This window comes from Klenkia soli, assembly GCF_900103975.1.
Taxonomy (GTDB): domain Bacteria; phylum Actinomycetota; class Actinomycetes; order Mycobacteriales; family Geodermatophilaceae; genus Klenkia; species Klenkia soli.
Window position 1 is genome coordinate 14,341 of record NZ_FNIR01000021.1, and the last position, 26,028, is coordinate 40,368.

The following is a 26,028-nucleotide window of genomic DNA, read 5'->3' on the forward strand; positions in this document are numbered from 1 at the left end:
CGGATGGACGTCACCGGGAACTGCGACGCGCGCTTCGAGGGTGTGCGCACGGCACTGGCGCAGCAGCTGGAGTCGGGCGAGGAGCTGGGCGCGGCGATCGCCGTCGACCTGGACGGCGAACGCGTCGTCGACCTGCACGGCGGCTGGCGCGACGAGGGCAGGACGACGCCGTGGACGGCGGACACGCTGGTCAACGTCTGGTCCTGCACCAAGACCGTGACCAGCCTGGCCGCCCTGCTCTGCGTCGAGCGCGGCCTGCTCGACGTCTACGCCCCGGTCGCCGAGTACTGGCCGGAGTTCGCGCAGAACGGCAAGGCCGGTGTCGAGGTGCGCCACCTGATGTCGCACACGTCCGGCGTCTCCGGGCTCGACCAGCCGGCCGTGGTCGCCGACCTCTACGACACCGCGACCGCCGCCGAACGGTTCGCCGCACAGGCGCCGTGGTGGGAGCCGGGCACCGCCTCGGGCTACCACGCGCTCAACCAGGGCCACCTGGTCGGCGAGGTGATCCGCCGGGTGACCGGGCGGACGCTCACCGAGTTCGTCGCCGAGGAGCTGGCCGGCCCGCTGGGCGCCGACCTGCAGATCGGGGCGCGCGAGGAGGACTGGCACCGGATCGCCCCCGTCGTCCCGCCGCCCCCGCTGCCCTTCGACCTCGCCGCGATGGACCCGGCGAGCCCCGTCGTCCGCACCTTCACCGGTCCGGTGGCCGACGCCGACGACGCGAACACCCCGGGCTGGCGCCGGGCCGAGATCGGCGCGGCCAACGGGCACGCCACGGCGGCCGGCCTGCTCACGGTGCTGCGCACGATCAGCCTGGGCGGTGAGGTCGACGGCCACCGCCTGCTGTCGGACAAGACCATCGACCTCGTCTTCGACCAGCAGAGCGACGGCGTCGACCTGGTGCTGGGTGTGCCGCTGCGGTTCGGCATCGGCTACGGGCTGCCGGTGCCCGAGACCCTGCCGTGGATCCCGGAGGGCCGGGTCTGCTTCTGGGGTGGCTGGGGTGGCTCGCTGATCCTCATGGACCTCGACCGCCGGCTGACCATCAGCTACGTGATGAACAGGATGGGCCCCGGCATCATCGGCTCGGAGCGCTCGGCCGCGTACGCCCAGGCCGTCTACGCCGCCCTGGGCTGACCCTTCCCGGGCGTGGATCAGCTGGGTTGATCCAACTCCGTCCTGGCTCACCGATGTCGGGGAGCCAGGACGGATCCTGGTGAACCCAGCTGATCCACGCCGGGCGCAGGCCGGGTCAGCCCTGGGCGAGCTCGGCGAGGTGCTGGGTGTCCTGCCAGCCCTGCAGGCGGGACTCGTAGTCGGCCGACGCGATGCCCAGCGGCGCGGTGCCGAAGAAGACGCGCAACGGCGGGGTGTCCATGTCCACCAGCTGCAGGACGGCGGCCGCGGAGGCCTCCGGGTCGCCGGGGGAGGAGACCCGGGCCTTGCGCTGCTCGGCGGCCTTCACCCGGAACTGGTCGTAGGCCGGGTTCGGGGTGGCGTGCTTGGCCGAGGCGCCCGGCCAGTCGGTGTCGAACCCGCCGGGCTCGATCAGCGTCACGTGGATGCCGAAGTCGGCGACCTCCGCGGCGAGCGCCTGGGAGAAGCCCTCCAGCGCCCACTTCGAGGCGTTGTAGATGCCGATGTTCGGGAACGCGGAGATGCCGCCGATGCTGGACACCTGCAGCACGTGGCCCGAGCCCTGCTCGCGCAGGAAGGGCAGCGCCGCCTGGGTGACCCACAGCGCGCCGAACACGTTGGTCTCGAACTGGGCGCGGGCCTCGGCCTCCGAGATCTCCTCGATCATGCCGAACTGGCCGTAGCCGGCGTTGTTGACAACCACGTCCAGCCGGCCGAAGTGGGCGTGCGCGCGCTCGACGGCTGCGGAGGCAGCCGTCCGGTCGTCCACGTCGAGCTGGATCGGCAGGAGGCGGTCGCCGAAGCGGGCGGCCAGGTCCTCCAGCGATGCGGTGTCGCGGGCGGTCGCGGCGACGGCGTCCCCGCGCTCGAGGGCGGCGATGGTCCAGGCGCGGCCGAAGCCGCGGGACGCACCGGTGATGAACCAGGTCTTCGACATGCCGGGCACAAGGCCCGGAGCGGGCGGGCTGTTCCGCACCGGCGAGGTGGGGACCAGCCCGCCCGGCCTCAGCGGCGGTCGTCGGGGTCGGCCGACGGGTGCTCGTCGGTGATGCGCGGCAGCTGAGCGGTGCCGGGCTCGTCGGTGCGGTAGGGCTCCTCGGTGGGGACCGGCGGCCGGTCGTAGGCCTGCTGCGGGTCGGGCGCCGCGGACGACCCGGTGGACCAGGGCTGCGGCTGGCCGTACTGGTCGCCGTACTGCTGGTCGCCGTACTGCTGCTGGTCCCCGTACTGCTGCTGGTCGCCGTACTGCTGGCCGTCGGGCTGCTCGGCGGCGTACTGCTGCTGGCCGTAGGACTGCCCGTAGCCGGGCTGCTGCGGGTCGGCGGACAGCTGCTGCGGGTCGTAGGCCTGGGTCGGGTGGTGACCCGACTGGTCGTAGGGCTGCTGGGCCGGGGCCGCCACGGCCTGCTGCTGCGCCGCGCGCTCGGCGGCGGCCCGCTCGTCGGCCATGCGCTGGGCCTCGGCCCGCTGGGCCTCCTGACGGCGCGACTCGGCCAGCTCGGCCTCCTGGCGCTCGCGCTCGGCCCGCTGGCGCTCCTCCTCGGCCCGGCGACGCTCGGCGGCGAACCGGTCGGCCTCGGCCTGCAGCACCTCACCGGCCGGGCGGGCCTGCTGGGCCTCGCGGCGCACGTTCGGGGCCTCGGCCTCGACCTTGGCCAGCGCGTTCTCCCAGCGCTGCCGCATCGGGACGATCCCGCCACCGCCCACGGCGACCACGACGACGCCGACCACCGCCACGAGCACCGCGTAGAGGACGGCGTTGACGACGTTCTGGGCGATCTCGAGCTGGTTCAGGGCGGCGATCACGCCGAGGGCCAGCACCACGGTCGAGGCGACGGTCGCCAGCGTGCGGGCGTAGGACAGCGACCCGAGGGCGTTCTGCACGACCAGCTTGACGGCGGCCGCGATGGCCGCGGCGATCACCAGGATCAGGATCGCGACGAAGACCTTCGGGAGGTAGCCGATGATCGCGGCGAGGTAGTCGCTGATCGGGTTCTGCCCGAACACCCCGAACGCGGTCGAGAGCACGAAGAGCATGACCGCGTAGAAGACGATCTTCGCCAGGATCTGCGAGGCGTCGTACTGGGAGCCGGCGAGCAGCTTGCGGATGCCGCCGCGCTCGACGGCGCGGTCGAAGCCGACCTTCTCGAGGACCTTCACCAGCAGCTTCTCCAGCGCCTTGGCGATGAAGTACCCGATCACCAGGATGATGGCCGCGAGCAGCAGCTTGGGCAGGAACGTCACGATGTCGCCGAGCGCGTTCCGGAGCGAGTCGCCCATGTCGGACCTCCGAGATCGGGGTGGGTGTGCTCTGGACACCCTGCCCCACGTGGAGCCGCTCCACCTGTCGAGCGCTCAGCGCCGTGGCCGCCCGATGCCGACCAGGTAGAGGGTCAGCAGCACCGCACCGGGGGACAGCACGAACAGCGGCCACGGGAAGACCAGGTCGCCGGTGCCCAGGCTGACCGCGCCCCAGGTCACGACGTTCACCACGAACGCGCACACCCAGATGGTCGACAGCACCCGCATGGCGGTGCCGCCACCGGTGTCGCTGAAGACGTGTGCGCGCACGTCCTGCCGGGACGCCGCGGTCATCTCGGGAGGGGGCAGCGGCCCGAGGTCGGCGGTGACCGCCGCCAGGTCGGCGCGGGTCCTGGCGGCCCAGGTCAGCGCGGCCCGCTGGTCGAACTCGCCCAGCTCCAGCTGCCCGACCTCCACGGCGCGGCGCAGCCGGGTCTCGACCAGCGCGCGCTCGGCGTCGGACACCCGCAGCTGCGACGGCGGTACCGGATCGGTCACGAGCAGCATCCTGGCACCCCGGCGGACCACCCCGCCGAGGACGGTCACCGCACCTCGTCACCGCAGTCACCGCACCTCGTCACCGCACCGGGCGACCGCTCAGCCCGGCCAGGGCACGCCGCCGACCAGGGCGAGGGTGACCGGGATGCCGAGGGTCACCACCGCGCTGCCGGCCACGGCCACCGCGCGGGCGGGCAGGCCGTCGAGGCGGGTGCGCACCCCCCACGCGAGCAGCGCGCAACCGCCGGCGGCCGACGAGGTCCAGTACAGCGCGCTGGGCGAGGGGTCGAGCACGGTCAGGCCGTACCAGGCCTCGCCCACCAGCACCCCGGCCAGTCCGGCGACCCCCAGGGCGGCCAGGACGTCGCGCCGGTGCCGCAGCCACGACGCCCCGAGCCCGACCAGCGGACCGGCCACGAAGCCGATCGCGACCCAGCGGTTGTGCGGGTCGATCGGGTAGCTGAGTCCGCGGGTGGCCGACAGCAGCGCGTAGCCCACGTTCAGCGCCAGGTAGGCACCTGCCCCCAGGACGGCGGCCGGCAACGGTCGGACCCGGCTCCACCCGACCGCTGCGGCGGTGATCAGGGTCCACGCACCCGCGGAGTTGGCCAGCGGCGCCAGTTGCTGGGGCAGCCACCCCTGAGCGGCCGCGGTGACCGCCCCGAGGACGGCGGCCGCGACGAGGGCCGCGCCTGCCCGGACCCAGGGTGCGGCCGTGGTGGTCGGTGGCGTCGCCGTGCTGGTCATCCGTGCTCCCGCCCCGTGGTCGCCGGGTGCATCCCGGCCGGGACCAGGGTCGCTCCGGGAGGGCCGGGTCGGCGTCGTCCGGGGGGACGATCCCGGGCCGGCCGCCGTCCACCCGGGGGACGACCCGTCGCGCTGCAGCTCCACGACGGGCCAGGTGATCGCGGGTGGGACTACGAGCGGCGACCCAGGAGGTAGCCGACCAGGACGCCGAGCAGGGTGAGCGCGGCGCCGCCGGCCGCGGCCAGCGCGAGCTCGACGGGGGCGGACCCGGTGGACGACGGGGCAGCCGGGGCGGCGAAGCGGGTCGGGGCCGCCGACGAGGTGCTCTCGGGCGTCGACCCGCCGTGCACGGCGGTGTCGCTGACGGCGGCGGCCGAGGGCGTCACGTTCGCGTTGACCGGGGCCTGGACGGCGGGGGCCGTGCCGGTCAGCTCGGCGTCGATGGCGGAGAAGAACTGGCCGGCCAGCCGCTTGGCCACCCCGGTGATCATGCGCTGGCCGACGCCGGCCACCGCACCGCCGACGACGGCGTCGGCGTCGTAGGTCAGCTTGGTGCCGCCGTCGACCTCCTCGAGCGTGATCGGCACGGTCGCCCGCACCGAGCCGGGGCCGCCGGAGCCCGAGGCGTGCATGACGTACCGGGTGGGCTCCTGCTTGTCGGTCAGCTTGACCTCCCCGGCGTAGACGCCGCGGATGGCGCCGACGCCGACGGAGACGGTCATCGCGTACTCGTCCTCGCCGGTGCGCTCGAGGCCCTGGCAGCCGGGGATGGTGCGGGCCAGCACGGCCGGGTCGGTGATCGCGGCCCAGACCTTCGCCGGGGGCGCGGACAGGGTGGCGGTGCCGTCGAGCTTCACGCGGGGACTCCAGGGGTAGCGGCGGGGACGCGCTCGGCGTCGGGGTTGCGGACCAGGTCGTAGAGCTCGGTGGGGGAGATGGGCATGGCCGCGATGCGCACGGCCACGGCGTCCTCGATGGCCGAGGCGATGCAGGCCGTGCCCGGGATGACGCCGGCCTCGCCGGCGCCCTTCAGCCCCAGCGGGTTCAGCGGGGACGGGGTCTCCTGGTGGTCGATGACCACGTCGGGGACCTCGCTGGCGTAGGGCATGAGGAAGTCCATGAACGAGGCGTTCTGCAGCTGGCCGTCGGCGTCGTAGGCCATGCGCTCGTACAGCGCACCGCCCACGCCCTGGGCGACCCCGCCGTGCACCTGGCCCTCGACGATCATCGGGTTCACGATGTTGCCGCAGTCGTGCACCACGGCGTAGTCGACGACGTCGATCTCCCAGGTGGTCGGGTCGATCTCCACCACCGCGGCGTGCGCCCCGGAGGCGAAGGTGGACCGGATCGGGGAGTAGTAGTCGACGTGCTCGAGACCGGGGGCGTCGCCGACCGCGACCGGCGGCTTGCTGTCGTCGCCCGGGCCGGCGAACTGGGTGGCCTGCCGGGCGGCCTCGTCGAAGGCGTAGCGCAGCGGGTTGCTCAGCACGGCCACGGTGCGCAGCGGGATCGCCGTCCCCGGGGTGCCCTTGACCTGCACGACGCCCTCGTCGATCTCGAGGTCGTCGGGGTCGGCCTCCAGGATCTCGGCGGCGATCCGCAGCGCCTTGGCCCGCACCCCGCGGGCGGCCAGCGCGATGGCGTTGCCGCTCATCACCGCGGCGCGGGAGGCGAAGGTGCCCACCGCGTAGCCGAAGCGCCGGGTGTCGCCGGTGACCACCTCGATGTCCTCGATGGGGACGCCGAGCTCGGAGGCGACGATCTGGGCGAACGCGGTCTCGTGGCCCTGGCCCTGCGAGGTGAGGCCGGTGGAGACCAGCACCTTGCCGCTGCCGAGGACCTGCACGTGGCCGCCCTCGTAGGGGCCGGGGCCGGTGCCCTCGACGTACATGGCCATGCCGATGCCCAGCTGCTTGCCGCGCGAGGCGGCCTCGACCCGGCGCTCCTCGGCCCGGTCCCAGCCGACCAGCGCGATGAGCTTGTCCAGCAGGCCCTCGTAGTTGCCGGAGTCGTAGATGACCGGCCGGCCGTCCTGGAACGTCAGGTGGTGGTCGTAGGGGAACTGGTCGGGCTGGATCAGGTTGCGCCGGCGCACCTCGGCACGGTCCAGCCCGAGGTCCTGGGCGATCCGGTCCATGGTGCGTTCCATCGCGTAGCAGCCCTGCGGGCGACCGGCGCCGCGGTAGGGCGTGACGATGACGGTGTTGGTGTAGACGCTGTCGATGCGCACCCGGTACACCGGGATCGCGTACGGGCCCACCAGCTGGGTGGCCGTCACGATCGGCACGATGATCCCGTAGGGGGTGTAGGCGCCGTTGTCGTGCCAGCCCCGGACGTCGAGCGCGGTGACCCGGCCCTCGTCGTCGTAGCCGACGGTGATCTCCTGCCGCTGCTCGCGCTCGTGCGCCGAGGAGATGAAGTGCTCGCGGCGGTCCTCGGCCCAGTGCACGGGCTGGCCCAGCGCGATGGCGGCCATCGGCACCAGCAGCTCCTCGGGCCACGGGTGCACGATCTTGACGCCGAACCCGCCGCCGACGTCGGGGGCGACGACCTCGACCTTCTCCAGCGACAGCTGCAGCTTGGCCGCGACGGCCGCGCGCACCGACGTGGAGGCCTGGGTGGAGGTGTGCACCCGCAGCGACGAGTCGTCGTGGTTCCACACCGCGTGCACGCCTTTGCCCTCCATGGGCATGCAGGCGCTGCGCTCGATGTACTGGGTGAAGCTCAGCGTGTGCGCCGACGCCGCCAGCGCGGCCTCGACGTCGCCGGTCTCCTGGTGGTGCCGGGCCGCGACGTTGTCGGGCACGTCCTCGTGGACGGCGTGGGTGGCCGCACGGGCGGCGTCGACGCCCACGACCACCGGCAGCTCCTCGTAGGAGACGGTGATCCGGTCGCAGACGTCCTCGGCGATGTACCGGTCGGTGGCCACCACCATCACCACGGCCTCGCCCACGTGCTGGACGACGTCGCGGGCCAGCGGGTAGCCGGTGCGCGGCGCGGTGAGCTGGGGGTGCGGGATGAGCACCGGCAGCGGCTCGGCCATCGGGCCGACCAGGTCCTCGTAGGTGTAGATCGCGATGACGCCCTCGACGTCCAGCGCGGCGTCGACGTCGATGCCGAGGATGCGGGCGTGCGCGTACGGGCTGCGCACGAAGGCCGCCGCCGCCGCGCCGTGCCCGATGTCGTCGGTGTACCGGCCGCGGCCGGTGATCAACCGCAGGTCCTCGCGCCGGCGGACCGGCTCGCCCATCAGCTTCGTGGTCACTCCGCGGCCTCCTTCATGAGCCCCGCGGCGTGCCGGCAGGCCTTCTTGATGTTGGCGTAGCCGGTGCACCGGCAGAGGTTGCCGCCGACGATCTCGTCGACCTCGTCCTCGGTGATGTCGGTGCTGCGGTCCCGGGCCTCGAGGCCAGCGGCCATGGTCATCAGGAAGCCCGGGGTGCAGAAGCCGCACTGCAGGGCGTGGCACTCGCGGAAGGCCTCCTGCACCGGGTGCAGGACCTCCCCGCCCCGTCCGTCGTCGCGGGCCAGGCCCTCGACGGTGGTGACGGCCTTGCCGTCGACCTGCACGGCCAGCACCAGGCACGAGCGCACCGGGGTTCCGTCGACCAGCACCGTGCAGGCGCCGCAGACGCCGTGCTCGCAGCCGACGTGGGTGCCGGTCAGCTGCAGGTCGTGCCGCAGCGCGTCGGACAGCAGCCGGCGGACCGGCACCGTGGTTTCACGTGGCACACCGTTGACGGTCACGGTGATGGCCCGTTCGGTGGAGACGGTCGTGGGTTCGGTCATCGGACCAGGGCCTCCTGTGCTGCGCGGGCGAGCGTGCGTTCGGTGAGGACGCCGACCAGCAGCCGGCGGTAGTCCGCGCTGGCGTGCAGGTCGCCGTCCGGGTCGACGAGCGTGCGGGCCAGGGCGCCGGCGGCGGCCCAGTCGGCGGTGGCGGCGGGTTGGCCGACGAGGGCGTCGGTCAGGTCGTGCACCTCGGGGACGAGCCCCACGGAGATGTAGGTGGCCCGGGCCGAGACGACCCTCGAGTCGTCGTCGAGGGTGACGGTCACACCCGCGCCGCAGACGGCGTAGTCGCCCTTGCGGCGGGAGACCTCCTCGAAGGCGGTGCCCGAGCGCGGCGGCAGCGCGGGGAAGAAGGCCTCGGTGACGACGGCCGGGCCGTGCACCGAGGTCTCCAGCGGCCCGACGAAGAAGTCGGCCCAGTCGACGGCGGAGGACCCGGCGGGGGTGGCGACGGTGACGGAGCCACCGGTCAGCGCCAGCACGGAGGTCATCTCGCCGGAGGGGTCGGCGTGCGCGATGGAACCGACGGTCGTGCCGCGGTTGCGGATCGCGGGGTGGGCGACGTTCGCGGTCGCCCGGGCCAGCAGCGGTTGCACCCGCGCGGCCTCGGCGTGGTGCAGCAGCTGGACGTGCCGCACGAGGGCCCCGACCCGGACCCCGTCGTCGGTGACGACGACGGAGTCCAGGCCGGGCACCTGGTTGATGTCCACCAGCGTGGCCGGCGAGGCCAGGCGCATGGACAGCAGGGGGAGCAACGACTGCCCTCCGGCCAACACCTTGGCGCCGTCGTCGGCGAGGAGGGTCAGCGCCTCGTCGAGCGAGGTGGGGTCGGCGTAGCCGAAGGGCGCGGGCTTCACGGGTTGCGGGTCTCCCTGTCGATCGTGCGGGTACCGGTCTGCTGGTCCAGCGCGGAGGGGTCGGCGGCGTCGTGCGCACCGGTCTTGCCCAGCGCCGGACCGGTGCCGTGGCGGAAGCCGTCCTCGGCCAGCAGCGCGTCCTTCATCTCCCGCGGGGCCAGGGCGCGGGCCACGTGCCACCCGACGACGGCCACGATGGTGCCCAGCGAGATGCCGCCGAGGGAGAAGTTGTCGGAGAACTGCAGGTTGACGTTCCCGATCCCGATGATGATCCCGGCCGCGAGCGGCACCAGGTTGATCGGGTTGGCGAAGTCGACCCGGTTCTCCTTCCAGATCTTGGCGCCCAGCAGCCCGATCATCCCGTAGAGGACGACGGTGATGCCGCCGAGCACGCCACCGGGGGTGGCGTTGACGATCGCGCCGAACTTGGGCACCAGACCCAGCACGATCGCCACGATCGCGGCCACGTAGTAGGCGGCCGTGGAGTAGACGCGGGTGGCGGCCATGACGCCGATGTTCTCGGCGTAGGTGGTGGTGGGCGAGCCGCCGACCGAGCTGGCGAGCACCGTGCCGACGCCGTCGGCGAAGACCGCGCGGCCCAGCACCGGGTCGAGGTTGCGCTTGGTCATCTCGCCGACGGCCTTGACGTGGCCGGCGTTCTCGGCGATCAGGGCGATGACGGCGGGCAGCACCAGCAGCGAGAAGTTCACCGAGAAGCTCGGGGCGGTCAGGGTCGGGAAGCCGAACCAGTCGGCCGCGCCGACGCCGGAGAGGTCGACCCGGTCGTGCACGGTGGCCTCGGTGGCCCCGCCCAGGACCGACGTGATCGGGCCGGAGACGGCGTCCAGCAGCAGCGACAGCAGGTAGCCGAAGACCAGGCCGAGCAGGATCGAGATGCGCGACCAGAACCCGCGCAGGGCCAGCGACACGACGACGACGAAGGCCATCGTGGCCAGCGCGACCCACTGGTCCTGCGGCCAGTAGGTCTGGGCGGCGACCGGGGCCAGGTTGAACCCGATCAGCAGGACGACGGCACCGGTGACGGCGGGCGGCAGCACCTTGTTGACCACGACCGGGCCGGCCTGCTGGATGACCAGGCCGACGATCGCCAGCACGACGCCGGACACCAGGATGGCGCCGACGACGTCGCCGGAGTCACCGCCGCCGGCCCGCACCGCGGCGACGCCGCCGACGAAGGCGGCCGAGGTGCCCAGGTAGGAGGGCACCTTGCCCTGGACGATGAGCAGGAAGACGATCGTCGCGATCCCGCTCATCATGATCGCCAGGTTGGCGTCCAGGCCCATGATCAGCGGGAAGACGAAGGTGGCGCCGAACATGGCGACCACGTGCTGCGCACCGATGCCGATGGTCAGCGGCCAGGACAACCGCTCGTCGGGGGCCACGGCCTCACCGGGCGGCGGGGTCTTCCCGTCGCCGTACAACTTCCACCCGAACGCCATGACTTCCTCCTGCTCGGTGCGGCCTCGGTCGGCCGCGGACGCTCTCCGGTGGGCACGATCCCACCGGGCGCGGCCACTGTGACACCGACCACCGGCGCTGCGGAAGTACCTCAGCGCTAAATCTTCGTACCCGTGATGTTGCCGCGAGATTTCTCTTACCGCTGAGATACTTCCACGGTAGCGTCGGCGGCGTGAGCGACCCGGTGCACGTCTCCCTGCGGAGCGGCGTCTACGCCGATTCCGTGAAGTTGATGCAGGTCAGCAAGGCGGTCGGCGCCCGCGACGGCGTCGTCGCCGTCCTGGTGGCCATGGCCACCCCGCTGAACCTCGAGCTCGCCGCCGGCATGGGCCTCGCGCCCGATCCCGGCGCGAAGCCCGACCAGCTGCTGATCGCCCTCCGGGCCGTCGACGACGCCGAGCTGGCCGCCGCGGTCACCGCCGTCGAGGCCGCGCTGACCGCCCGCGAGGAGCGCGGCTCGGCCGACGCCATCCCGCCGCGCACCGTCGGGTTCGCGCTGGGCGAGCAGCAGGAGACCCCGCTGGCGGTCGTCAGCGTGCCCGGCCCCTACGCCGTCGCCGAGGCGATGGACGCCGTCGGCGCCGGGCGCAGCGTGCTGGTGTTCTCCGACGGCGTCCCCGTCGAGCACGAGGTCGCGCTCAAGCGGGCCGCCCACGAGGCCGGCGTGCTGGTCATGGGCCCCGACTGCGGCACCGCGATCGTCTCGGGCGTCGCGCTCGGCTTCGCCAACGTCGTGCGCCCCGGGCCGGTCGGCCTGGTCGCCGCCTCGGGCACCGGCGCGCAGCAGGTCAGCTGCCTGCTCGACATGGCCGGCGTCGGGGTCAGCCACGTGCTCGGCGTCGGCGGCCGCGACCTGTCCGCCGCCGTCGGCGGGCTGGCCACGCTCGACGCCCTGCGCATGCTCGACGCGGACACCGCCACCGAGCGGGTGCTGCTGGTCAGCAAGCCGCCGGCGCCCGCGGTGGCCGAGGAGGTCGGCCGCACGGCGGCCGGCCTGGCCACCCCGTTCTCCAGCGCCGCGCTGAGCGCCGACAGCCCCGACCTGACCGCCGGCGTCGAGGCGCTGCTGCAGGCGATGGGCGTCGACGTCCCGGCCTGGCCCACCCGCCCCGGCACCGACCGCGAGGTCCCTGCGGGAGCCGTCCTCAAGGGCTTCTACTCCGGAGGCACCCTCGCCGACGAGGCCATGCTGGTCGCCGCACCCGGGCTCGGCGACGTCCGCAGCAACACCCCGCTGCGCCCCGAGCTCGACCTGGGCAGCGACTTCGGGACCAGCGGCCACGTCGTCGTCGACTTCGGCGACGACGCGCTCACCGTGGGCCGCGCCCACCCGATGATCGACCCCACGCTGCGGCTCGAGGCGATCGCCGGCCTGGCCGCGAGCGGGGAGCCCGCCGTCCTGCTGCTGGACGTCGTCCTCGGGCACGGCGCCGACCCCGACCCGGCCGGTGCGCTGGCCCCGGCGGTCCGCGACCTGCCGTTCCCGGTCGTCGTCGCGCTGGTGGGCACCGAGGGCGACCCGCAGGGGTGGTCCCGGCAGGCCGACGCCTTGGCCGCCGCCGGCGCGCACGTGTTCGCCTCCAACTCCGCGGCCACCCGGTTCGCGGTCGACCTGATCGGGGCCCAGAAGTGAACCTGCTCAGCGGACCGCCGGCCGTCGTGGCCGCCGGTGTCGACGTCTTCTCCGACGCGCTGCGCGCGCAGGGCGCCGCGGTCACCGACGTCGAGTGGCGCCCGCCGACGATCGGCTCGGCCGACGACCTGACCCAGCTGGCCCTGGACCCGCGCCGCGCGTCGGCCAACCGGGTCGCCGTCGAGCGGGTGCTGGCCAGCCGGTCCACCCTCACCGACGTCGCACCGGCGTCCGAGGTCATCGGCCTGACCGGCCGCACCCTGCTGCACTCGGGACCGCCGCTGAGCTGGGAGACCGCCTCGGGCCCGATGCGCGGCGCGCTCATGGGCGCCTGCCTGTTCGAGGGCTGGGCCGACACCCCCGAGGCCGCCGAGCAGCTGCTGGCCGCCGGCGGCGTCGAGCTCGACAGCTGCCACCACCACCGCACCGTGGGCCCGATGGCCGGCGTGACCAGCCCGTCGATGTGGATGTGGTGCCTGACCGACCCCACCGACGGGCGGCAGGCCTTCTCCAACCTCAACGAGGGCCTGGGCAAGGTGCTGCGCATGGGCGCCTACGGCCCCGAGGTGATCACCCGCCTGCACTGGATGACCGACGTGATGGGCCCGATCCTGCAGGCCGCCGTCCGCTCGCGGCCCGAGCCGCTGGACGTCACCGGCGTGCTCGCGCAGATGCTGCAGATGGGCGACGAGGGGCACAACCGCAACCGGGCCGGCTCGCTGATGACCCTGCGCGAGCTGTCGCCGTCGATCGTGGCCGTCGACGCCCCCAAGGACGACGTCGCCGAGGTGCTGCGGTTCATCGGCGGCAACGAGCACTTCTTCCTCAACCTCGGCATGCCCACGGCCAAGCTGGCCATGGACGCCGTCGGCGAGGTCCCCGGCTCGACGATGGTCACCACGCTGGCCCGCAACGGCACCGAGTTCGGCATCCGCACGGCGGGCACCGGCGACCGCTGGTTCACCGCACCGGCGAACACCCCGGTCGGCCTGTTCCTGGGCGACTACGGCCCCGAGGACGCCAACCCCGACATCGGCGACTCCGCGATCATGGAGACCTACGGCGTGGGCGGGTTCTGCATGGCCGCGGCCCCGGCGATCGTCCGGTTCGTCGGCGGCACGGTGCCCGACGCGCTGGCCACCACCGAGCGCATGTACCAGATCACCCTGCAGGAGAACCCGGCCATGCAGGTGCCGATCCTGGGCTTCCGCGGCGCCCCGACCGGCATCGACGTCGTCTCGGTGGCCCGCACCGGGTGGCTGCCGCAGATCAACACCGGCATGGCCGGTCGCGTCGCCGGCACCGGCCAGGTGGGTGCCGGTCTGGTGCAGCCCCCGGCGTCCTGCTTCGAGCAGGCCGTCGCCGCGCTGGCGGAGGAGTCCCGCGCCGCCCTGGCCTGACCACCTCCGGACCCAGGCATGGGAGCCCGTGCACCCACCTACGGGGGCCGTGGGTGGGCGCATGGGCTCCCATGCCGGCCGGGTCAGCGGATGAGCGTGCCCAGGTCGACGGGCAGCTGGATGCCGGTGATGTGCCGCGCCTCGTCCGAGGCCAGGAAGGCCACCGCGTTCGCGATGTCCTCGGGCTGCGAGACCTGGTCGGGCAGCGCCTGCATGAAGATCGGCGCCAGGGTCTGCGCGTTCGCCGCGATCAGCGGGCCCAGGTCGTCCACCGTCATGCCGGTGGCCACGCCGTGCGGGTGCACCGTGTTGACCCGGATGCTGTGCTGCGCCAGCTCGTTGGCCAGCGACTTCGCGTACCCGACCACCCCGTGCTTGGTGGCCGCGTAGGCCGAGAGGAACGGCAGCCCGCGCAGCCCGGCCACCGAGCTGGTGATCACGATCGACCCACCGGTGCCCTGCTCGAGCAGCGTGGGGATGGTCGCCTTCGCGGTGTGGAAGACCCCGGTCAGGTTCACCGCCACGGTCTCGTTCCACTGCTCGAGGGTGATCTCCCAGCTGTTGCCCGCCGAGCAGATGCCGGCGTTGGCGACGACGACGTCCAGCCGCCCCAGCTCGGCGACGCCCTCCGTGACCGCGGCCGACAGCGCGGCGAAGTCGGCGACGTCGGCCTGCCGGGCCACGATCCGCCGGTCCAGCGCCTCGACCAGCCGCACGGTCTCGGCCAGGTCCTCGGGGGTGGCGCCGGCGTAGTGCGTGGTGGCCGGCTGGGCGCAGACGTCGACGGCGATGACGTCGGCCCCCTCGCTGGCCAGCCGGACGGCGTGCGCCCGGCCCTGGCCGCGGGCGGCCCCGGTGATCAGGGCGACCTTGCCCTCGAGTCGGCGTGCGGTGGTGGTCATGGGTGTCTCCTCGGGTTCAGGCGGGGGCGCCGGACGTGGTGGTGGCCAGCAGGGCGCCGGCGTCCACCTTGAGCTGCAGGCCGGTGACGTAGCGGGCCTCGTCGGAGGCCAGGAACAGCACCGCGTTGCTGATGTCGACCGGGTCGACGAACGGGATGGGCATCGGCTGCATGGCCGGGAAGGCGAGCATCGCGTCCTCCCGGGTCGGGTTCTCCAGGTCGGGCCGGAAGACCCGGTACATCGGCTCGCTCTGCAGCATCGGGGTGTCCACGTTGGTCGGGTGCACGGCGTTCACCCGGATGGACTGCGGGGCCAGCTGCTTCGCCAGCTCGTGCACGAACCGGGCCACGTTCTGCTTCGCGAAGCTGTACCCGGACCCGCCGGGGCCGTTCTGCGGGTTGTCGGTGCCCCCGGACAGCAACCCGGCGACCGAGCCGGTGCAGACGATCGAGGCACCGGCGGTCAGGTGCGGCAGGGCGACCTCGACGGCGTTGAGGACGCCGGTCAGGTTGACCGCCACCACGTCGAACCAGCCCTGGACCGGGACGTCGGCGCCCAGCGGGCAGATGCCGGCGTTGGCCACGACGACGTCCAGGTGGCCGAGCTCGGCGACCCCGGCCGCCACGGCCGCGGCGAGCTGGGCCCGGTCGCGCACGTCGGCGACCTGCGTCACGACCCGCCGGTCGAGTGCCTCGACCAGGCGGGCGGTCTCGGCCAGGTCGGCCTCGGTGGCCAGCGGGTAGTGGTTGCTGGCGATGTCCGCGCAGACGTCGACGGCGATGACGTCCGCGCCCTCCTGGGCCAGCCGGAGTGCGTGCGATCGTCCCTGCCCGCGCGCCGCCCCCGTCACGAACGCGACCTTGCCTGCCATCCGACCTGCCACGGCTGTCCTCCACGACGATGTGGTTGCACTCAGTGCAACGTGACCGGGGTCACCGTAGCGCCTCTGGGCTAGCGTCGGGGCCGTGCCGCTCCCGGTCCGTGAACAGCAGCGTCGTGAGGGCTGGGCGGCGGTCCAGTCGGCGGCGCTCCAGCTGGTCAGCGAGCGCGGCTTCGACGCGGTCACGGTCGACGACATCGCCGCCGCGGCCGGGGTCTCGCGCCGCACCTTCTTCAACCACTTCCCGACCAAGGCCGCGGCGCTGTTCAACCCCCACCCGGACGACGCCGACCAGCTCGCCCAGCTGCTCCTGGCGGTCGATGCCGCGGCGGGCGTCTGGCCGGCACTGCGCGCCGTGTGCGTGGACTTCGTCCGCGGTCAGGACCGGGTGCTGAGGGTCCGCCGGCAGCTGGTCGAGGACGCCGAGCTGGACGCCTACCACCGCACCGCGCACCTGCACGTGGGCCAGGCGATGGACCGCTGGCTGGCCGCGCAGCTCCCGGACGACCCGTTCACCGCCCGGCTGGTCGCCGAGTCCGCGGGCGCCGTGCTCATGACCGCGTTCCTGGCCTGGCACCCGGACGACGACCCCGCCCGGTTCGTCGAGCTGGTCGGGCGCGGGTTCGACCTGGTCGCCCACGGCTTCTCCTGAGCGCTAGCGTGCCGTCCGTGACCCGCCCCGACGTCCAGCAGGCCGGCGAGCGGGCCGACCTGACCGGGCTGGGGCGGCCCGAGCTCGCCGAGCTGGCCGACCACCTGCAGCCCGGGGAGCGGGTGCTGGACGTCGGCACCCCGCTGCACGCCGGCGTCTTCGGCCTGCTGGTGCTCACCGACCGCCGGTTGCTGTTCCGCAAGGTCGGCCGGCAGGCCACCGCGGTCGCCCTCGACCTGGCCGACGTCGAGGGCGTCGAGTGGAAGCGGTCCTTCCGCGGCCGCAGCCGGCTCGCCGTCCAGACCCGGGACGACGAGCTGGTCTTCACCGAGCTGCCCAACGAGCAGGGCGCGGCCATCGAGAGCGGGTTGCGGGCCGCCCGCACCACCCCGCGTCCCGCGGCCCCGCCCGCCCGGTCGGCGGTCCCGGCCCCCGCGCCGCAGACCGGCGGCGTCCGGCTGGACCTCGCGGGCCGGACGGCGCTGGTCACCGGCTCGTCCCAGGGCATCGGCCTGGCCATCGCCACGGGGCTCGCCCGGGCCGGCGCCGCCGTCGTCCTCACCGCCCGGGGCGAGGCGCGGCTCGCCGCCGCGGCCGACCAGGTGCGCGCCGCGGCCGAGGGCGCCGAGGTCACCACCGTGGCCGCCGACGTCACCTCCGACGCCGGCACCGCCACCCTGCTGGCCGCCGTCCCCGACGTCGACGTGCTGGTCAACAACCTGGGCGTCTTCGGTGCGCAGCCCGCCCTCGAGATCCCGGACGACGAGTGGCGGCGCTACTTCGAGGTCAACGTGCTCACCGCCGTGCGGCTGATCCGGGCCTACCTGCCCGGCATGCGCGAGCGCGGGTGGGGCCGGGCGCTGCAGATCGCCAGCGACTCGGCCGTCGTCACGCCGGCCGAGATGGTCCAGTACGGCGTCTCCACGACCGCCCTGCTCGCCGTCTCGCGCGGGTTCGCGAAGGAGGCGGCCGGCTCGGGGGTCACGGTCAACTCGGTGATCGCCGGCCCGACGCACACCGCGGGGGTGGAGGAGTTCGTGCGTTCCCTGGTCGGTGACCTGCCGTGGGACGACGCGCAGCGCGAGTTCATGCGGGTGCACCGGCCGCAGTCGCTGCTGCAGCGGCTGATCGAGCCCGAGGAGATCGCGAACATGGTGGTCTACCTGGCCTCGCCGCTGGCGTCGGCGACCACCGGCGGCGCCCTGCGGGTGGACGGCGGCTACGTGGACTCGATCCTGCCGTGACGCCCGCGCAACACCCGTGCGCCAGCCTGTCCCGGTGAGCCTCCAGGTACCCGTCGTCGACATCTCGGCCTACGTCGCCGGTGGCACCCCGGACGAACGGACCGCCTGCGCCCGGGCGATGGACGCCGCCTGCCGGACCGTCGGCTTCGTGCAGGTCACCGGGCACGGCGTCCCGCAGGCCGTGACCGAGGGCCTGGCCGGGGCCATGGACGACCTCTTCGGCCTGGACCTCGAGACGAAGAAGTCCTGGCGCACCCCGCCGGAGGTCAACCGCGGCTACTCGCCGCCGAAGTCGGAGTCGTTGTCGCTGTCCCTGGGCGTGGAGTCGGCCTCGCGGATGAAGGACTTCTTCGAGGCGTTCAACGTCGGTGCCTCGCAGGCCACGTACCCGCACGCCCCGGGCCTGCCGCAGCCGGACTACGCCGAGAACACCTGGCCCGCCGTCCCCGGGTTCCGGGCCGCCGTCGAGGCCTACTACGCCGAGGCGGCCCGGGTCGCCCGCACGCTGACCGGCGTCTTCGCCGACGCCCTGGACCTGCCGACGACCTTCTTCGCCGACATCACCGGGCACTCCCTGGACGTGCTGCGGATGAACAACTACGCGCTGCCGCCCGGCGAGGTCGAGCTGGACGGCGACCTCACCGGCATGGGCGAGCACACCGACTACGGCATCGTCACCGTGCTCTGGGCCGACCAGGTGGCCGGCCTGCAGATCCTGGGCACCGACGGCGGCTGGCACGACGTCGTCCCCGCCGACGGCGCCCTGCTGGTCAACCTCGGCGACGTCACCACCCGGCTGACCAACGAGCACTGGCTCTCGACGCTGCACCGGGTGAAGCCCCCGGTCGTCGACGGCCGGATCCAGCGCCGCCGGTCGTGCGCGTTCTTCCACGACGGGGACGTCGACGCCGTGGTCGGGGTGCTGCCGACCTGCCTCGCCCCGGGCGAGGAGCCGAAGTACCTGCCGGTGACCGTGGGGGAGCACGTGGCGGCCAAGCTCCGCGGCTCCCGCGCCGGGCTGGTGAACACCGCGGCCGACCGCGAGGCCGCCCGGGTGCTGGCCGCCCGGGGCTGACCTCCGGGAATCCGGCGGCGCCGGGACGGCTTGGGCCCGGTGACATCCCGAACCCCTGGAGGACCCGTGCCTGCCGTCTACACCGCCATCGCCACCGCCACCGGGGAGGGCCGCAACGGCCACACCCGCTCCTCGGACGGCCTGGTCGACCACGACCTCGCCACCCCGGTCGAGATGGGCGGCGCGGGCGGCGCGACCAACCCCGAGCAGCTGTTCGCCGCGGGCTACGCGGCCTGCTTCCACTCCGCGCTGAAGGTCGTCGCCAAGCGGCAGGGCGTGACGCTGGCCGACTCCGCGGTGACCGCCGAGGTCGGCATCGGCCCGAACGACGCCGGCGGCTTCGGCCTCGAGGTGGCCCTGCACGTGGAGCTGGGCGGCGGGCTGGACCAGGCCGCCGCCGAGGCGGTCGTCGAGGCCGCCCACCAGGTCTGCCCCTACTCCAACGCCACCCGCGGCAACATCCCGGTCACCCTGGAGACGACGGTCGCGTGATCCGCAACGTCGTCGTCGGCCGGCTGCACCCGGACGCCGACCCCGCCGCCGTGCAGGCCGCGCTGGACGCGATCGTCGCGCTGCCGGTCGAGGGCTGCCTGGACGTGCGGGTCGGCCGGGACGCCGGCCTGCGGGACGGCGCCTGGGGCTTCGCGATCACCAGCGACTGGGTCGACGCCGAGGCCTACCGGGTCTACGACGCCGACGCCGAGCACAACCGCATCCGGGCGGAGCTCTTCGGCCCGCTGTGCGCGGAGATCGCCCGCGTCCAGTTCGACGCCTGAACACGCGAGCGGCCCGCACCCCGACCGGGGTACGGGCCGCTCGCGGCGGGGTCAGGCCTTGACGATGGCGGCGACGGGGCCGCCGCCCGAGGGGCCCTGGTGCACGGCGGCGACGGAGACGAAGACCGCCGGGTCGCCGGTCACCGAGGCGGCGACGCCGCCGACGGTGGCCTTGATCTGGCGGTGCCAGAAGACGTCGGAGTCGTCGAGCATCGCGTTGCGGCGGCCGCGGACGTAGCCGGTCGGGTCGGCCTCGCACTTGAGGAAGACGTTGACCAGCTTGTCCCCGAGGTCCGAGGTGTGCGGGCGCTCGGGCAGCTCGAGGCCGGCCTCGCGGATGGCCTGCCAGATGCCGTCCTGGTCCAGGGCGTCCTTCATGACCGAGTGGCCGATGCGGTAGTTGCCGCCGTGGCCGCGGGCGTTGCCGACCACGACGATCTGCGCCTGGTCCAGCTCGACGCCCGAGGAGCACGAGGCGACGGCCGAGAACAGCGAGAAGTCGCGCATGACCTGCTTCTGCTCGGGCAGCTCGATCTCGCCCAGGGCCAGGGCGATGCCCAGCGCGGTGGTGCCGTTGGAGAGGTCCATCGAGCCGTGCGGCTCGTCGTAGTAGGTCTCCTGGCCGCGCGACTTGGCCTCGCGGATCGTCTCGATCGTGAGCAGCGGGGTCTTGGTCTGCACGTAGTGGACGTCGGCGGGGTCGGTGATGCCGGCCTCGGCCATCGCGCGCTTCACGCCCTCGGCGACCTTCTCGACCATGGTGATGCGGCCGATGTCCTCGGGCAGCAGGACCTCGCTCATCGCGAAGCCGACGGTCAGCCGGGGCTCGTCGGTCTTCTCGACGGCGTCCTCGGGCAGCGTGGCGAAGATGGTGGCGTGCGGGCTGATGACGCCGTCGGTGCCGCCGGACCAGACGATCGGGATCTGCTTGACCTCGGCCTCGCTGCGGGTGCCCTTGGCCATCAGCACCTCGCGGAAGGCGCGGTCGGCGATGATCCGGGTGTAGTCGTTCACCCCGCCGTTGCCCTCGGTCTTGCCGATGACGGCCACGACGCGGTCGGCGTCCATGACGCCCTCGTCGATGAGCTTGGCGAGCTCGGAGGCGTCGCTCACGTTGTGCAGCGGGACCTTGCGGACCTCGATCGGTGCGGGCACGGCGGGCTCCTTCTACTGGATGACGGTGCCGACGGCGTCGTCGGCGACGGCTTCTGCGATGTGCTCGAGAGAGGTGATGACGGCGCGACGTCCGGGCCCGCCGTCGACGAACCGCAGCGCGGCGTCGACCTTGGGGCCCATGCTGCCGCGCGCGAACTGGCCGGCCGCCGCGTGCTCGCGCAGCTCGGCGACGGTGACCCGGCCCAGCGGCCGGGCGTCGGGGGTGCCGAAGTCGACCATCACGTGGTCGACGTCGGTGGCGATCACCAGCGTGTCGGCGCCGAGCTCGGCGGCCATCAGCGCGGCGGTCAGGTCCTTGTCGATGACCGCCTCGACACCGCGCAGGGCGGCGCCGTCCCGGCCGTCGTCCACGACCGGGATGCCCCCGCCGCCGGCGCAGACGACGACGAACCCGGCAGCGGCCAGGGCGCGGATCGCGGGGGAGTCGAGCACCGAGCGGGGCTCGGGCGAGGCCACGACGCGGCGCCAGCCCTTCTCGCCGCGGTCCTCCCACAGCTGGCCGAGGTCGACGAACCGCTGCGCCTGCCCGCGCGGCAGGAACCGGCCGACGGGCTTGGTGGGCTCGGCGAACCCGGGGTCGGCGGCGTCGACCAGCGTGCGGGTGACCAGGGCGGCGGTGCGCTGGGCCAGCCCGCGGGCGGCGAGGGCGGCGTCCAGCTCGTCGACGACGGTGAACCCGATCGTCCCCTGGGTCTGCGCGACGTTCCAGTCCAGCGGGACCGGGGGGACCTCGTGCGCGGCCAGCTCGTTCTTGACCAGCAGGTTGCCGACCTGCGGGCCGTTGCCGTGGGTGACCACGACCTCGACCCCGGTGGCGACGACGTCGGCCACGTGGCCGGCGGCGACGGCGATGGCCGCCCGCTGGGCACCCGGGGTCGCGGAGCCGTCGGGGCCGGTCATCGCGTTGCCGCCCAGGGCGATCACGACGCGGCGCTGCGAGGTCATGCCGGAACCCTAGCCCGATTTCTCTTAGCGGTGAAGTACTTGGTTCAGCGTCTCCAGAAGTCGAACCGGTCGCGCCCGGGCCCGAAACCGGCGGCCTCGACCACGTCCACCGCCAGGTCGAAGCGCTGGCCGACCGCGGTGGGGGTGTGCGCGTCGCTGCCGAAGCTGACCGCCTCGCCGCCCTCGTCGCGGAACCACCGCACCAGCTCGACCGAGGCCAACGGGCTGGTGGTGTTGACCTCCAGGGCCCGGCCGGTCTCGGCCAGGGCCCGGAACACCTCGCGGTACTCGGCCTCGAACGGCTGCTCGGCGTACCGGTCGCGCCCGCCGGGCCAGTACCGGCGGGGGAAGTCGACGTGCGCGAGCACCTGGAACACGTCGCTGTCCCGCACCATCTGCGCCATCTCGGTCAGGTAGCGGCGCATCGTGGCGTCGGCGCCCGACCGGGTGAGCATGCGGTTGACCCCGATCAGCCGGTCGCCGTCGGTGAGCGAGTGCAACGACCCCAGGACGCGGTCGACCGGTGCGGCGGCGAGGTGGCGGGCGACGCTCTCGGCGAACAGGTGGGGCTCGCCGGCCTCGACCCCGGAGACCACGCGCAGCTCCGGGAAGCGGTCGCGGCACTCGGCGATCGACGCGGCGTAGCCCTCGACGTCGATGGGGCGCTGGTTGGCGGGGTGCCGGTCGACCAGCCCGTCGCGGCTGGCCCGGTCCTCGGCGGCCCAGACGGTGAAGTCCAGGTGCTCGGTGAAGGCCACGGCGGGCAGGCCGATCCGCACCGCGCGCTCGCAGGCCTCCACCATCGAGGCCCAGGGCCCGGTGTCCCACGAGAACTCGCTGTGCACGTGGTCGTCGGGAGGCAGCATCGACGGTCATCCTGCCCCGTCGTCCACAGGTCGCACCCGGCGGGCCGCGGCTGTCGGACCCGGTGCCTACTGTCGGTCCCATGAGCAGCGCTGTGGCCTCCACCGAGATCGCCGACGAGGCGCTCGCGGTCCTCCGCGAGCTCACCGGCCGCCCCGACGCGGTCTTCCGCGAGGGCCAGGACGACGCGGTCGCAGCCCTCGTCGAGCGGCACCAGCGGGCGCTGGTCGTGCAGCGCACCGGGTGGGGCAAGTCGGCGGTCTACTTCGTCTCCACCGCGCTGCTCCGCCGCCGCGGGGGCGGACCCACCCTGCTGGTCAGCCCGCTGCTGGCCCTCATGCGCGACCAGGTCGCCGCGGCCGCCCGGGCCGGCATCAAGGCCGTCGAGATCTCCAGCGCCAACGCGACCGAGTGGGACGACGTCGCGGCCCGGCTGGCCGCCGACGACGTCGACGTCCTGCTGGTCTCCCCGGAGCGGCTGACCAACCCCCGCTTCCGCGACGAGCAGCTGCCCGGCCTCGTCGAGCGCTGCGGCCTGCTGGTGGTGGACGAGGCGCACTGCGTGTCCGACTGGGGGCACGACTTCCGGCCCGACTACCGCCGCATCCGCGAGCTGCTCGGTCGGCTCCCGGCCGGCACCCCGGTGCTGGCCACCACGGCCACCGCGAACGAGCGCGTGGTCGAGGACGTCGCCGAGCAGCTGGGCTCCGGGGGCGTCGCGGTCACCACCGTCCGCGGCCCGCTCGCCCGCGACTCCCTGCGGTTGGGTGTGCTGCGGCTGCCCACCGACCGGGCCCGGTTGGGCTGGCTGGCCGCCCACCTCGAGGAGCTCCCGGGCAGCGGCATCGTCTACACGCTCACCGTGGCCTCTGCCGAGGAGACCGCGGCGCTGCTGCGCGACGCCGGTCACGAGGTGCGCGCCTACACCGGCCGTCTGGACGACGCCGACCGCAAGGACGCCGAGGAGGCGCTGCGCGAGAACCGGGTCAAGGCGTTGGTCGCCACCTCGGCCCTGGGCATGGGCTTCGACAAGCCCGACCTGGGTTTCGTCGTCCACCTGGGGGCGCCGTCGTCCCCGGTCAGCTACTACCAGCAGGTGGGTCGTGCCGGCCGTGCCGTCGAGCACGCCGACGTGCTGCTGCTCCCGGGGCCCGAGGACCTCGCCATCTGGCAGTGGTTCGCCACCTCCTCCATGCCGCGGGAGGACCACGCCGCGGCCGTCCTCACCGCGATGGCCGACGGCAAGGCCTGGTCGGTGGCCCGCCTCGAGACCGTCGCCGACGTGCGCCGCTCACGGCTGGAGTTGCTGCTCAAGGTTCTGTCGGTCGACGGCGCCGTCGAGCGGGTGCAGGGCGGTTGGCGCTCCACCGGGGTGCCCTGGGTCTACGACGCCGACCGGTACGCCCGGGTCACCCGCACCCGCGAGGCCGAGCAGCGCTCGATGATCGCCTACGCGCGGCCGGTCGACGAGGCGCAGTGCCGCATGGCGTTCCTGCAGGAGGCCCTCGACGACCCCACCGCCGCACCGTGCGGCCGGTGCGACGTGTGCGCCGGTCCCTGGTACCCCACCGACATCCCCGCGGGTGCGGCCGAGGCGGCGAACGCGCGGCTCGACCGGCCCGGCGTCGAGCTGCCGCCGCGCGCGCAGTGGCCCACCGGCGCCGACCGGCTCGGCGTCGACGTCAAGGGCAAGATCGGACCCGGCGATCTGGTCCTCCCCGGCCGGGCCGTCGCCCGGTTGACCGACCTGGGCTGGGGTCAGCGGCTGCGCACCCTGCTCGGGGACGACGGCGTCGGCGGAGTGGCCACGTTGGCCGAGGACCTCGAGGCCCCCTCGATCGAGGAGGACCCGGACGCCGCCTACGACACGGCGCCGCACGTGATCCGGCCCGGTGCGGCGTCGGACTCCCCGCCGACCGACGAGCTGATGGCCGCCTGCGCCCGGGTGCTCGGTGCGTGGGACTGGGCCGACCGGCCGGTGGCCGTCGTCGCCGTGCCGTCCCGCCGTCGGCCCGCGCTGGTCACCGGGGTGGCCCAGGGGCTGGCCCGGCTCGGCCGGCTGCCGTACCTGGGGCAGCTGGACCTCCAGCACGGCGGGCCGACCGGTGGACCCGGTGGCAACTCGGCGTTCCGCCTGGCCGGGGTCTGGCAGCGGATCACCGTGGGGGACGCACTGCGCGAGCAGCTCGCCGGGCTGTCCGGCCCCGTGCTGCTGGTCGACGACCTCGCCGACTCGCGGTGGACCATCACCGTGGCCGGGCGGGAGCTGCGTCGGGCGGGGGCCAGCGGTGTGCTGCCGTTCGTCCTCGCGCTGTCCGCCTGAACGCTGTCCACAGGTTTCCGCACACCTGTTCGAAACTCCGTCGTGGCAGGTGGGTGAAGTGAACGCCCGGTCGTCCACAGTCCTTCGCACAGGTGTTCGACAGCGGGGCTAGCCTGGAGTCGTGCCCGTGGCCCATCAGCCCTCGATGTGGGACGTCGCCGAGCAGGCGTCCCTGAGCCCTCTGGGCGCCGGCGTCGTCCGGCACCCCCTGGCGCACGGCGCGTGGGTGGACCACCTGCCCGGCTGGGTGCAGGGGTCCGACGAGGTGCTCGACGTGCTGCTCGGCGACATCGGTTGGCGCGCCGACCGCCGCCAGATGTACGACCGCGAGGTCGAGGTCCCCCGGTTGCTGCGCTGGTACGCAGGGGGCGAGGCGTTGCCGCACCCCCTGCTCGGCCAGGCCCGCGCCGACCTCGACGCCCACTACCGGTCCGAGCTCGGCGAACCGTTCGTCTCGGCCGGCATGTGCCTGTACCGCGACGGCCGCGACTCGGTGGCCTGGCACGGCGACCGGATCGGCCGGGGTCGCACCGCCGACACGATGGTCGCCATCGTGTCCTTCGGGTCGCCGCGGGCGCTGATGCTGCGCCCCGTGGGCGGGGGCGCGTCGATCCGCTTCACGCTGGGGCACGGTGACCTCGTCGTCATGGGTGGCAGCTGCCAGCGCACGTGGGAGCACTGCATCCCGAAGACGACCAAGCCCGTCGGTCCCCGGGTGAGCGTGCAGTTCCGGCCCCGCGGCGTCGCCTGAACCGCGCATACGCCCTGCTCGACGGGCTGTGCCGGCCTCCGGCAGGGGGGTCTGGACCCTCCTGCCGGGACCCCCCTGCACGGGCCCCAGAACCCCGTGTATTGTTCTCCATGCACCGCGAAACACCGGCAAGGCCGAGAGGCCGAACCGCGAACACCAGCCCCCCGGGGTTGACGAGTTCGAATCGTGGAGTAACGTGCAGCAGCCGCCTCAGACCGAAGGCCGAAAGGCCAGAGTCTCCGCGCGTCCGCTCTTTGAGAACTCAACAGCGTGCCGAAAGTCAGTGCCATATGTTTGATCCCCTCCCTGCTTTGGTGGGGTGGGTGTTGGGTTGATTGATATCGAGAGTGCCAACTCTTGGTTCTCGGCCTTGGATCTGAATTCATCTACGGAGAGTTTGATCCTGGCTCAGGACGAACGCTGGCGGCGTGCTTAACACATGCAAGTCGAACGATGAAGCCAGCTTGCTGGTGGATTAGTGGCGAACGGGTGAGTAACACGTGGGCAACCTGCCCTCAGCTCTGGGATAACTCCAAGAAATTGGTGCTAATACCGGATATTCTTCTTTCACCGCCTGGTGGTTGGAGGAAAGT

Annotated in this window: 24 protein-coding genes and 1 rRNA gene; 11 read left to right on the forward strand and 14 right to left on the reverse strand. The window is 73.6% G+C overall.

Annotated elements, in window-relative coordinates; genetic code table 11:
- Positions 1 to 3 precede the first annotated feature (3 nt).
- Complete coding sequence (locus BLS67_RS22710; RefSeq protein WP_091250590.1) at positions 4 to 1,140, forward strand: serine hydrolase domain-containing protein; 1,137 nt, start codon at positions 4 to 6, stop codon at positions 1,138 to 1,140.
- 115 nt (positions 1,141 to 1,255) lie between these two features.
- Here BLS67_RS22710 and BLS67_RS22715 read toward each other — a convergent pair whose 3' ends face one another.
- The 9 genes from BLS67_RS22715 to BLS67_RS22755 all read right to left on the reverse strand — a co-directional run bounded on the left by BLS67_RS22715 (position 1,256) and on the right by BLS67_RS22755 (position 10,795).
- Entirely contained in the window at positions 1,256 to 2,077 is an 822-nt protein-coding gene (locus BLS67_RS22715; protein ID WP_091250592.1) for an SDR family oxidoreductase, read from the reverse strand.
- A gap of 68 nt (positions 2,078 to 2,145) precedes the next feature.
- Positions 2,146 to 3,420, reverse strand: a complete 1,275-nt coding sequence (locus BLS67_RS24235) for a mechanosensitive ion channel family protein (protein WP_091250593.1) — start codon at positions 3,418 to 3,420, stop codon at positions 2,146 to 2,148.
- A gap of 75 nt (positions 3,421 to 3,495) precedes the next feature.
- Entirely contained in the window at positions 3,496 to 3,939 is a 444-nt protein-coding gene (locus BLS67_RS22725) for a DUF1707 SHOCT-like domain-containing protein (RefSeq protein ID WP_165617702.1), read from the reverse strand.
- A 99-nt stretch (positions 3,940 to 4,038) separates the two neighbouring features.
- A complete protein-coding gene (locus BLS67_RS22730) occupies positions 4,039 to 4,686 on the reverse strand; it encodes a DUF6518 family protein (RefSeq protein ID WP_091250600.1) in 648 nt (215 codons plus the stop codon).
- Between the two features lie 170 nt (positions 4,687 to 4,856).
- A complete protein-coding gene (locus BLS67_RS22735; protein ID WP_091250603.1) occupies positions 4,857 to 5,543 on the reverse strand; it encodes an SRPBCC family protein in 687 nt (228 codons plus the stop codon).
- Positions 5,540 to 7,951, reverse strand: a complete 2,412-nt coding sequence (gene cutA, locus BLS67_RS22740; protein WP_091250607.1) for an aerobic carbon-monoxide dehydrogenase large subunit — start codon at positions 7,949 to 7,951, stop codon at positions 5,540 to 5,542. The genes BLS67_RS22735 and cutA overlap by 4 nt, the downstream gene beginning before the upstream one ends.
- Positions 7,948 to 8,475 carry a (2Fe-2S)-binding protein gene (locus BLS67_RS22745; RefSeq protein ID WP_091250611.1) on the reverse strand — a complete coding sequence of 176 codons (528 nt, stop codon included), beginning with the start codon at positions 8,473 to 8,475 and terminating at the stop codon, positions 7,948 to 7,950. The genes cutA and BLS67_RS22745 overlap by 4 nt, the downstream gene beginning before the upstream one ends.
- Positions 8,472 to 9,335: an FAD binding domain-containing protein gene (locus BLS67_RS22750; protein ID WP_091250615.1), complete on the reverse strand. Its 864-nt coding sequence runs from the start codon at positions 9,333 to 9,335 to the stop codon at positions 8,472 to 8,474. Before BLS67_RS22750 ends, BLS67_RS22745 begins: the two co-directional genes overlap by 4 nt.
- On the reverse strand, positions 9,332 to 10,795 hold the full coding sequence (locus BLS67_RS22755) for a uracil-xanthine permease family protein (protein WP_091250618.1): 1,464 nt from the start codon (positions 10,793 to 10,795) through the stop codon (positions 9,332 to 9,334). Before BLS67_RS22755 ends, BLS67_RS22750 begins: the two co-directional genes overlap by 4 nt.
- 191 nt (positions 10,796 to 10,986) lie before the next feature.
- Between BLS67_RS22755 and BLS67_RS22760 the strand changes: the two genes are divergently transcribed.
- Together BLS67_RS22760 and BLS67_RS22765 are read left to right on the forward strand one after the other, a co-directional pair.
- The gene (locus BLS67_RS22760; protein WP_242654296.1) at positions 10,987 to 12,447 is read left to right on the forward strand and encodes an FdrA family protein; all 1,461 of its coding nucleotides are present in this window, start codon (positions 10,987 to 10,989) and stop codon (positions 12,445 to 12,447) included.
- Positions 12,444 to 13,847, forward strand: coding sequence for a YlbE family protein (locus BLS67_RS22765; RefSeq protein WP_091250621.1), 1,404 nt, complete (start codon positions 12,444 to 12,446; stop codon positions 13,845 to 13,847). The genes BLS67_RS22760 and BLS67_RS22765 overlap by 4 nt, the downstream gene beginning before the upstream one ends.
- 83 nt (positions 13,848 to 13,930) lie before the next feature.
- Here the strand turns inward: BLS67_RS22765 and BLS67_RS22770 are convergent, their stop codons facing one another.
- Positions 13,931 to 14,749: a mycofactocin-coupled SDR family oxidoreductase gene (locus BLS67_RS22770; RefSeq protein WP_091250623.1), complete on the reverse strand. Its 819-nt coding sequence runs from the start codon at positions 14,747 to 14,749 to the stop codon at positions 13,931 to 13,933.
- A gap of 16 nt (positions 14,750 to 14,765) precedes the next feature.
- Positions 14,766 to 15,620, reverse strand: coding sequence for a mycofactocin-coupled SDR family oxidoreductase (locus tag BLS67_RS22775; protein WP_091250627.1), 855 nt, complete (start codon positions 15,618 to 15,620; stop codon positions 14,766 to 14,768).
- Positions 15,621 to 15,714: 94 nt separating this feature from the next.
- Here BLS67_RS22775 and BLS67_RS22780 point away from each other — a divergent pair, with 94 nt between their 5' ends.
- The 5 genes from BLS67_RS22780 (at position 15,715) to BLS67_RS22800 (ending at position 19,376) form a co-directional block, all read left to right on the forward strand.
- On the forward strand, positions 15,715 to 16,281 hold the full coding sequence (locus tag BLS67_RS22780; protein ID WP_091250631.1) for a TetR family transcriptional regulator: 567 nt from the start codon (positions 15,715 to 15,717) through the stop codon (positions 16,279 to 16,281).
- A gap of 17 nt (positions 16,282 to 16,298) precedes the next feature.
- Positions 16,299 to 17,525: an SDR family NAD(P)-dependent oxidoreductase gene (locus BLS67_RS24650; protein WP_242654297.1), complete on the forward strand. Its 1,227-nt coding sequence runs from the start codon at positions 16,299 to 16,301 to the stop codon at positions 17,523 to 17,525.
- A 34-nt stretch (positions 17,526 to 17,559) separates the two neighbouring features.
- Positions 17,560 to 18,600, forward strand: a complete 1,041-nt coding sequence (locus BLS67_RS22790; protein ID WP_207500841.1) for an isopenicillin N synthase family dioxygenase — start codon at positions 17,560 to 17,562, stop codon at positions 18,598 to 18,600.
- 66 nt (positions 18,601 to 18,666) lie between these two features.
- Complete coding sequence (locus tag BLS67_RS22795) at positions 18,667 to 19,092, forward strand: organic hydroperoxide resistance protein (protein WP_091250634.1); 426 nt, start codon at positions 18,667 to 18,669, stop codon at positions 19,090 to 19,092.
- Positions 19,089 to 19,376, forward strand: coding sequence for a Dabb family protein (locus BLS67_RS22800; protein WP_091250638.1), 288 nt, complete (start codon positions 19,089 to 19,091; stop codon positions 19,374 to 19,376). The genes BLS67_RS22795 and BLS67_RS22800 overlap by 4 nt, the downstream gene beginning before the upstream one ends.
- Positions 19,377 to 19,427: 51 nt before the next feature.
- Here the strand turns inward: BLS67_RS22800 and bar are convergent, their stop codons facing one another.
- The 3 genes from bar to BLS67_RS22815 are packed head-to-tail and all read right to left on the reverse strand — an operon-like array spanning position 19,428 to position 22,363.
- Complete coding sequence (gene bar, locus BLS67_RS22805; RefSeq protein WP_091250641.1) at positions 19,428 to 20,531, reverse strand: barbiturase; 1,104 nt, start codon at positions 20,529 to 20,531, stop codon at positions 19,428 to 19,430.
- A gap of 12 nt (positions 20,532 to 20,543) precedes the next feature.
- Positions 20,544 to 21,497 carry a carbamate kinase gene (gene arcC / locus BLS67_RS22810; RefSeq protein WP_091250644.1) on the reverse strand — a complete coding sequence of 318 codons (954 nt, stop codon included), beginning with the start codon at positions 21,495 to 21,497 and terminating at the stop codon, positions 20,544 to 20,546.
- A gap of 44 nt (positions 21,498 to 21,541) precedes the next feature.
- Complete coding sequence (locus BLS67_RS22815; RefSeq protein ID WP_091250648.1) at positions 21,542 to 22,363, reverse strand: PHP domain-containing protein; 822 nt, start codon at positions 22,361 to 22,363, stop codon at positions 21,542 to 21,544.
- Positions 22,364 to 22,443: 80 nt separating this feature from the next.
- Between BLS67_RS22815 and BLS67_RS22820 the strand changes: the two genes are divergently transcribed.
- The 3 genes from BLS67_RS22820 to BLS67_RS22830 form a co-directional block, all read left to right on the forward strand.
- Positions 22,444 to 24,684, forward strand: a complete 2,241-nt coding sequence (locus BLS67_RS22820; protein WP_091250652.1) for a RecQ family ATP-dependent DNA helicase — start codon at positions 22,444 to 22,446, stop codon at positions 24,682 to 24,684.
- Between the two features lie 121 nt (positions 24,685 to 24,805).
- Complete coding sequence (locus tag BLS67_RS22825) at positions 24,806 to 25,435, forward strand: alpha-ketoglutarate-dependent dioxygenase AlkB (RefSeq protein WP_091250655.1); 630 nt, start codon at positions 24,806 to 24,808, stop codon at positions 25,433 to 25,435.
- Between the two features lie 385 nt (positions 25,436 to 25,820).
- Positions 25,821 to 26,028: ribosomal RNA gene (locus BLS67_RS22830) — 16S ribosomal RNA — on the forward strand; the annotation flags it as partial.

Bases quoted from the DNA above. Each gene is read 5' to 3' on its own strand.
- BLS67_RS22715 (WP_091250592.1), bottom strand. From the start codon at position 2,077: ATGTCGAAGACCTGGTTCATCACCGGTGCGTCCCGCGGCTTCGGCCGC.
- BLS67_RS22745 (WP_091250611.1), bottom strand. From the start codon at position 8,475: ATGACCGAACCCACGACCGTCTCCACCGAACGGGCCATCACCGTGACC.
- BLS67_RS22770 (WP_091250623.1), bottom strand. From the start codon at position 14,749: ATGACCACCACCGCACGCCGACTCGAGGGCAAGGTCGCCCTGATCACC.
- arcC (WP_091250644.1), bottom strand. From the start codon at position 21,497: ATGACCTCGCAGCGCCGCGTCGTGATCGCCCTGGGCGGCAACGCGATG.
- BLS67_RS22820 (WP_091250652.1), top strand. From the start codon at position 22,444: ATGAGCAGCGCTGTGGCCTCCACCGAGATCGCCGACGAGGCGCTCGCG.
- BLS67_RS22755 (WP_091250618.1), bottom strand. From the start codon at position 10,795: ATGGCGTTCGGGTGGAAGTTGTACGGCGACGGGAAGACCCCGCCGCCC.
- BLS67_RS22775 (WP_091250627.1), bottom strand. From the start codon at position 15,620: ATGGCAGGCAAGGTCGCGTTCGTGACGGGGGCGGCGCGCGGGCAGGGA.
- BLS67_RS22730 (WP_091250600.1), bottom strand. From the start codon at position 4,686: ATGACCAGCACGGCGACGCCACCGACCACCACGGCCGCACCCTGGGTC.
- BLS67_RS22710 (WP_091250590.1), top strand. From the start codon at position 4: ATGGACGTCACCGGGAACTGCGACGCGCGCTTCGAGGGTGTGCGCACG.
- BLS67_RS24235 (WP_091250593.1), bottom strand. From the start codon at position 3,420: ATGGGCGACTCGCTCCGGAACGCGCTCGGCGACATCGTGACGTTCCTG.
- BLS67_RS22815 (WP_091250648.1), bottom strand. From the start codon at position 22,363: ATGCTGCCTCCCGACGACCACGTGCACAGCGAGTTCTCGTGGGACACC.